The 6,917-nt window shown below is 40.0% G+C and carries 5 protein-coding genes; all 5 read right to left on the reverse strand.

Translation table 11 applies throughout. The features are described 5' to 3' along the window. Positions 1-530: 530 nt before the first annotated feature. Positions 531-2,969 carry a DNA topoisomerase IV subunit A gene (gene parC / locus BIV60_RS10490; RefSeq protein WP_071355684.1) on the reverse strand — a complete coding sequence of 813 codons (2,439 nt, stop codon included), beginning with the start codon at positions 2,967-2,969 and terminating at the stop codon, positions 531-533. Then, the gene (gene parE / locus BIV60_RS10495) at positions 2,966-4,945 is read right to left on the reverse strand and encodes a DNA topoisomerase IV subunit B (protein ID WP_071355685.1); all 1,980 of its coding nucleotides are present in this window, start codon (positions 4,943-4,945) and stop codon (positions 2,966-2,968) included. Before parE ends, parC begins: the two co-directional genes overlap by 4 nt. Before the next feature lie 288 nt (positions 4,946-5,233). Next, positions 5,234-5,641 carry a CoA-binding protein gene (locus tag BIV60_RS10500; RefSeq protein WP_371261525.1) on the reverse strand — a complete coding sequence of 136 codons (408 nt, stop codon included), beginning with the start codon at positions 5,639-5,641 and terminating at the stop codon, positions 5,234-5,236. A 140-nt stretch (positions 5,642-5,781) separates the two neighbouring features. Next, positions 5,782-6,210 carry an ATP-binding protein gene (locus BIV60_RS28355; protein ID WP_177177269.1) on the reverse strand — a complete coding sequence of 143 codons (429 nt, stop codon included), beginning with the start codon at positions 6,208-6,210 and terminating at the stop codon, positions 5,782-5,784. Beyond that, entirely contained in the window at positions 6,164-6,601 is a 438-nt protein-coding gene (locus tag BIV60_RS29595; protein WP_071355688.1) for a sensor histidine kinase, read from the reverse strand. Before BIV60_RS29595 ends, BIV60_RS28355 begins: the two co-directional genes overlap by 47 nt. Positions 6,602-6,917 lie beyond the last annotated feature (316 nt).

Below are 6,917 nucleotides of genomic sequence, written 5' to 3' on the forward strand. Positions count from 1 at the left end.
CGTTTTTCCCTTCGTATTCTAATAGTTAGGTAACTAATCTATTTGTAAACCTAAGTATATTCTTTTCCAATTATAAGGTCAAATTAGAAATTAATGAGAATCGTAGGTGGCATAAGTGTTGCGAACTCATTGTTTTTTTCGAAAATGGTTGTTTAAGATTATTATAAACGCCCGAAACATCAATTTTATTAGGGGCATTGTCGCCTAGGCCGCCTATAAAGGACCGAACCTATACCTTTTAGAAAATAACGGTCGCCTAGACCGCCTATAGACGTCCAAACCTATACTTTTTAAAAGAGAACGGCCACGTAGACCGCCAATAAACGCCCGAACCTATACTTTTTAGAAGAGAACGGTCGCTTAGACCGCCAATAAACGCCCGAACCTATACTTTTTAGAAGAGAACGGTCGCTTAGACCGCCAATAAACGCCCGAACCTATAATTTTTAAAAGGGAACAGTCGCTTAGAATTTTGATTTATTCAAAAAAAGAGACAGCTCCCTAAATAAGAGCTGTCTCAGTATAAAAACTTATTCCCCTGAATTTTCAGGTGCAATTACTTTCCAAATCTCTGTGGCCTTGCCGTGTTCACCTTCATCCAGAACAAACGAGCCGTTCGAGTATCGGTCACTAAAACGGATATCAGCAACCGTTACATTTTCTGTAAATCCTTTTTCCGTATGAACAAATATAACAGCTAGTTCTTGAGCAGTCACGAATCCGATGATTCGGTGCGGGTTGTTTTTCAATTCTCTTAGAATGACAACGCCTCTCTTAGCTCTTGATGCCAGTTCAAATTCCTTTAACTTCATCTTTTTCATAGAGCCGCGTTGAGTGGCAATCACAATCGATTCATTACTACCCGGTGTAAGCACTTTTCCACCGATTACGTAATCGTCATCTTTTAAATTAATTCCCTTCACGCCTGCAGCACGAACTCCAACAATGCTAATCTCCTCTTCAGCAAACCATAATGCATAACCCAATTGAGTGACGAGGAAGACTTCCAGTGATCCATCAGTAAGATGAACATCCACGACTTGGTCGTCTTCTTTTAGGTTAATGCCGACAAGAGGTTTGGAATAACGCTGGGCTTTGTACGCTTTTAGTTCAGTCTTTTTCACCATGCCATTTTTGGTGATAAACACTAAAAATGCATTCGTTTCAAAATCTTTTACCGGGATTGCTTGGATAATTTCTTCATCCCGTTCAATTGGAATAATATTGGCGACATGCTGTCCAAGGTCCTTCCAACGGATATCAGGCAGCTCATGAACAGGACAGAATAAGTAATTCCCCTTATTGGTAAAGAGAAGTAAAACATTTTTTGTATTCATATCCAACTGTGCTAATAAACGGTCCGTATCCTTCATTGCCAGATCTTGTCCATTTGAAGCGGCATACGAACGCTGGCTTGTCCGTTTGACATAACCATCTTTCGTAACTGTGACAATTACATCCTCACTTGGTACCATGACTTCCAAATTAATTTTTAACTCTTCAATTTCTGCTACAATTTTTGAACGGCGCTCATCGGCAAAGCGTTTTTTCACATCTTTTAACTCTTTTTTAATGACAGAAAGCAGCTTTTTCTCACTTGCTAAAATCGCTGTCCACTCCTCGATTTTCTTCGCCAGTTCTTCTGCTTCGTTCTGGAGCGCTGTAATATCCGTATTCGTTAAACGGTAGAGCTGTAAGGACACAATCGCTTCAGCCTGTAGCTCTGTAAATCCGAATTTCGTGATTAAGTTATCTTTTGCATCCCGTTTGTCCTTTGATGCACGGATGGTGGCGATTACTTCATCCAGAATTGATAAGGCCTTCATTAAACCTTCAACAATATGTTGACGTTCCATCGCCTTATTTAAATCAAACTCTGTTCTTCTTGTCACAACTTCTTTTTGATGATCAATATAGGCATCAAGAAAGTCTCGAAGCCCCATTTGCTTAGGTCGCTTATTGTATATTGCGACCATATTAAAATTATAGGCAACTTGAAGGTCGCTATTTTTATATAAGTAATTTAAGACGCCCTCTGCATCTGCATCCTTTTTTAATTCGATGACAATACGTAGACCGGTTCGGTCTGTTTCATCGCGAACCTCAGAAATTCCCTCAACTTTTCTGTCTAAACGGAACTCATCAATTTTTTTCACGAGATTTGCTTTATTTACTTCATACGGGATTTCCGTAATAACGATTTGCTGCTTGCCGCCGCGGATTTCTTCAATCTCGGCTTTACTGCGGACAATGATTTTCCCTTTACCAGTTTCATAAGCTTTTTTAATGCCGTCTATACCTTGAATAATCCCGCCAGTTGGAAAATCTGGACCTTTGATAATGGTCATCAACTCATCAACCGTCACATCAGGCTGGTCCATTTTCATGATTACACCATCAATGACTTCTCCAAGATGGTGCGGTGGAATTTCCGTTGCATAACCGGCAGAAATACCGGTTGAACCATTGACAAGCAGGTTTGGAAACATTGCAGGAAGAACGGTTGGTTCCTTAGAGGTATCATCAAAATTCGGGATAAATTCAACTGTGTTTTTGTCAATATCACGTAAGAGTTCAGCAGCAATCGCAGGTAATCTTGCTTCCGTGTAACGCATAGCCGCCGGAGGATCACCGTCGACACTCCCGTTATTCCCATGCATTTCAACAAGAACGTTCCGAACCTTCCAGTCCTGACTCATCCTTACCATTGCTTCATATACAGAAGAGTCTCCGTGAGGGTGATAGTTACCGATAACATTACCGACCGTTTTTGCTGATTTCCGGAACCCTTTTTCATGCGTGTTGCCTTCTACATGCATCGCATAAAGAATTCTTCGTTGAACTGGTTTTAACCCATCGCGTGCATCCGGCAGGGCACGTTCTTGAATAATATATTTACTGTATCTGCCAAAACGATCACCAAGTACGTCTTCTAAAGGCAGGTCACGAAATTTTTCTGTTGCGCTCATTCTTCAGATTCCCCCTCGGTGACCATGATATTTTCATTTTCCAGGATCGTGTCTTGCTCATCAAGTGTAAACGCGACATTGCTTTCAATCCATTTCCGTCGCGGTTCAACCTTGTCACCCATAAGCGTGGTTACACGCCGTTCCGCTCTTGCAAGATCATCAATTTTAACACGGATTAACGTCCTCGTTTCCGGATCCATGGTGGTTTCCCATAACTGGTCCGCATTCATTTCTCCTAAACCTTTATAACGCTGGATGATATAGCCGCGTCCGACTTTTTTGATGGCTGTTTGCAGTTCATCCTCGTTCCAGGCATATTCAATGATTTCTTTTTTTCCGGACCCCTTGCTCACCTTATATAACGGTGGAAGGGCGATAAATACTTTTCCTGCTTCCAGAAGAGGCTTCATATAGCGGTAAAAGAACGTTAATAATAATACTTGAATATGGGCACCATCTGTATCCGCATCAGTCATAATGACAATTTTATCGTAATTGATGTCCTCAACATTAAAGTCAGCACCTACACCACCGCCAATGGCATGGATAATTGTATTGATTTCCTCGTTTTTAAAAATATCGGAAAGCTTTGCTTTTTCGGTATTGATGACTTTACCTCGTAACGGAAGTACGGCTTGGAAACGGCGGTCTCGTCCTTGTTTCGCAGAACCGCCTGCAGAATCTCCCTCGACCAAATAAAGCTCATTTTTTTGTGGGTTCCGGGATTGTGCAGGAGTAAGTTTCCCAGAAAGAACGGTTTCGGAACGTTTACGCTTTTTGCCGCTCCTCGCGTCTTCACGGGCTTTTCTTGCTGCTTCACGGGCCTGATAGGCTTTAATTGATTTTTTAATTAGTAAAGAGCTAATATCAGGATTTTCTTCTAGGAAATATGAAAGATGTTCTGATACAACACTATCAACTGAAGATCTTGCTTCACTCGTCCCCAATTTTCCTTTTGTTTGTCCTTCAAACTGCAGGAGTTCCTCTGGAATGCGGACTGAGATAATCGCGGAAAGCCCTTCACGGATATCGGCACCATCAAGGTTTTTATCTTTTTCTTTCAATAGGTTAACCTTGCGAGCATAATCATTGAACACCCGGGTCATGGCCGTCTTTGATCCTGCTTCATGGGTACCACCATCTTTTGTTCGAACGTTATTGACAAATGAAAGGACATTTTCGGAGTAGCCATCGTTAAATTGAAAGGCAAATTCGACTTCAATCCCGTTTTGGGCACCTTCAAAACTAACCACGGGATGCAGAACATCCTTTTCCTCGTTTAAATATTCAACAAACGCTTCAATTCCATTTTCGTAATGAAATACTTCACGGACATCATGGCGTTCATCATGAATTTCAATTTTTAAACCTTTTAAAAGAAAGGCGGATTCTCTTAACCTCTCACATAATATTTCAAAGTTATAAGTGGTAGTCGAAAAGATGGTTGGATCCGGCTTAAAATGAATTGTGGTTCCTGTCTGGTTGGTTTTGCCGATTTTTTCAAGCGTGGTTACCGGCTTCCCGCCGTGTTCAAAACGCTGCTCATAAACAAAACCATCACGTTTGATGGTTACGGTTAACCATTCGGACAAGGCATTGACAACAGAAGCCCCTACACCATGCAGCCCTCCGCTTGTTTTATACCCGCCTTGACCAAATTTTCCCCCAGCATGAAGAACAGTTAAGATGACCTCAGGTGTTGGCTTCCCCATTTTATGCATTCCTGTCGGCATCCCACGGCCTTTATCTACCACACTAATCGAGTTGTCCTTGTGTATTTTAACGATGATTTGGTCTCCAAAGCCACCAAGTGCCTCATCGACGGAGTTGTCGACAATTTCATAAACAAGATGGTGGAGACCTCGGGAATCGGTACTGCCAATATACATACCAGGACGCTTCCGGACTGCCTCCAATCCTTCCAGCACTTGTATGGCATCATCATTATAATCAAAAGTTTGCTGAGTTCTTGCCACTAAAATACCCCTTTCATCCCTTACCAAAAGAAAATTGCTTATCTAAAGTAGTTAATAAAGCATTCGTTTAAAAGAATCGATATTCCTCTAAAGTTTTTAAATTAGAACGAATGTTTGCCGTCTTATTTTAACATATTTCTTGCGGCGTCTATGCTTAATTGTAGCGATTTATTTCAATTTGGCAAATATGTTCACTAAAAGACCTTTATTTTATCATGAATTCTTGACAATTTATTTGGAAAGTAAAAACAAAAAAACTGCTTTTTTAGCAGTTTTTTTAATGGTTTTTTATTTTGTTAGCGCATGCTCTACTTTAATGCAGCGATCCATAATGACAGTACGGCCCTTTTCCTTTAAAAATTGATAAGCCTCTTCATTTATGCATCCTTGCTGTGCCCAAAAAATATCACAGTCGATTTCTGCAAATTCCTTCGCTACATCCATTAATTGTTCCGAACGGCGGAAGACATTTACGATATCAATTGGTCCTTTGATATCTTTTAGGGAAGCTACAGCTTTTACGCCTAGCGATTCATCAATCGTTGGATTGACAGGAATAATTTCATAGCCCGCCTTTTGCATTGCTTCCGATACCATATAAGACGTGCGGTCCGGATTATTGCTTAATCCAATTACCGCAATTCTTTTTGCCTTTTTTAACATCGCACCCAATTCGGCACGACTAGGATTTTCAATTGCCATTTATGCCACTTCCTTCATCCTTTTCCTCTATTTTACCTCTTTCGCAAGCGAAAGCCAAAAAACTATGCTTAATTTATTTAATGGATTTCTGAGGTCTTGTGCTATTTTGCGTATTTAGAAAGACTTAAATCGCTTCATGAAGCTGTTTTTGGAACGGAAAGGCGATACTGAGTTCCATCGCCAATATTATCTGCCGAAATCGAGCCCTTCATGTTTTTAAGAATGACCTTGGGAATGTAGAAAACATTTTTTTTGGTATCCTGAGTCCAAGTGGAATCATTTGAGTCAAATATTGTTGAAAGAATTTCGGGTTCAAGGCCGCCGGCATTATCGATGATTTCGGCAATCAGGTGGTCTTTAGTTTCATTGATCGTGATAAATAATTTTCGGTCTTTTATTTCTCGGACCACAAATGTATCTCTTATAGTGGTTAAGAGATTGAGGACTACCTGACTAAATTCATTTGGGTAACCATAGGCCTTTTGCTGCTCCCTGTATTCAAAGTAAACCCGAATTTCATGTTTTTTTAGAAAAAAAGGAGAAAATGGATAATGCTGCCTCAATCGATTCTGCCAGTGAAAACGCAGATTTTTCTTTATTTGGCCGATAAAAATTGCGACATTCCTGAATAGTTCCGGCCAAAAAATCAATTAATATCATGCTCTCATTTGTAAATTGGTCCATGTACCGAACGTTCAATTCTCCGAATCTTTGTGTATCCCTTATGTCTTGGATTAATAGTGACAAATGATTAAGGGGCTGGCGCCATTGATGTCCAATACTTACGATGGTTTCACCCATCACAGCAAGCTTTGCCTGCTGAATCAACATTTGATCCTTCTGTCTGTTTTTGGCTATCTCTTCTTGAATTCGGTTTTCTAATATTTTAATGATAGCTTCGTATTTTTCGGTCTGTCCATGACAGGCATCATCACTTTTCTTTTGCTTTTTCATTGATTACCACCTCTTTCAATAGGTACTTGATTATATGTAACAAAACCGACCATTCGCTATGTCGAATCGGCCGGCTCTATCCATTGTTTTTCCTTTTATGTTACTTAAATTATATTTGCGTATACATGTGCAAGCAATAATGTATCAAATCTTTTGAAAAATCTTCATATTTTTGTAATGAATTTGCCTTTATTTGTTCTATTTTTTGATAAGGCTCTTTTCGTAAACTTTGTTGCTTTTGGACGTTAATAAAGGCCGAATACTTAAGTTTCTAGGCAATGTTCGCAAATGTTCTTACGAAAAGATGCCACGAAGC

The sequence above is a fragment of the Bacillus sp. MUM 116 genome (genome assembly GCF_001866655.1).
Taxonomy (GTDB): domain Bacteria; phylum Bacillota; class Bacilli; order Bacillales; family Cytobacillaceae; genus Neobacillus.

Excerpts from the sequence above, each read along its gene's own strand:
- parC (WP_071355684.1), bottom strand. The coding sequence starts at position 2,969 with ATGAGCGCAACAGAAAAATTTCGTGACCTGCCTTTAGAAGACGTACTT.
- BIV60_RS29595 (WP_071355688.1), bottom strand. The coding sequence starts at position 6,601 with ATGAAAAAGCAAAAGAAAAGTGATGATGCCTGTCATGGACAGACCGAA.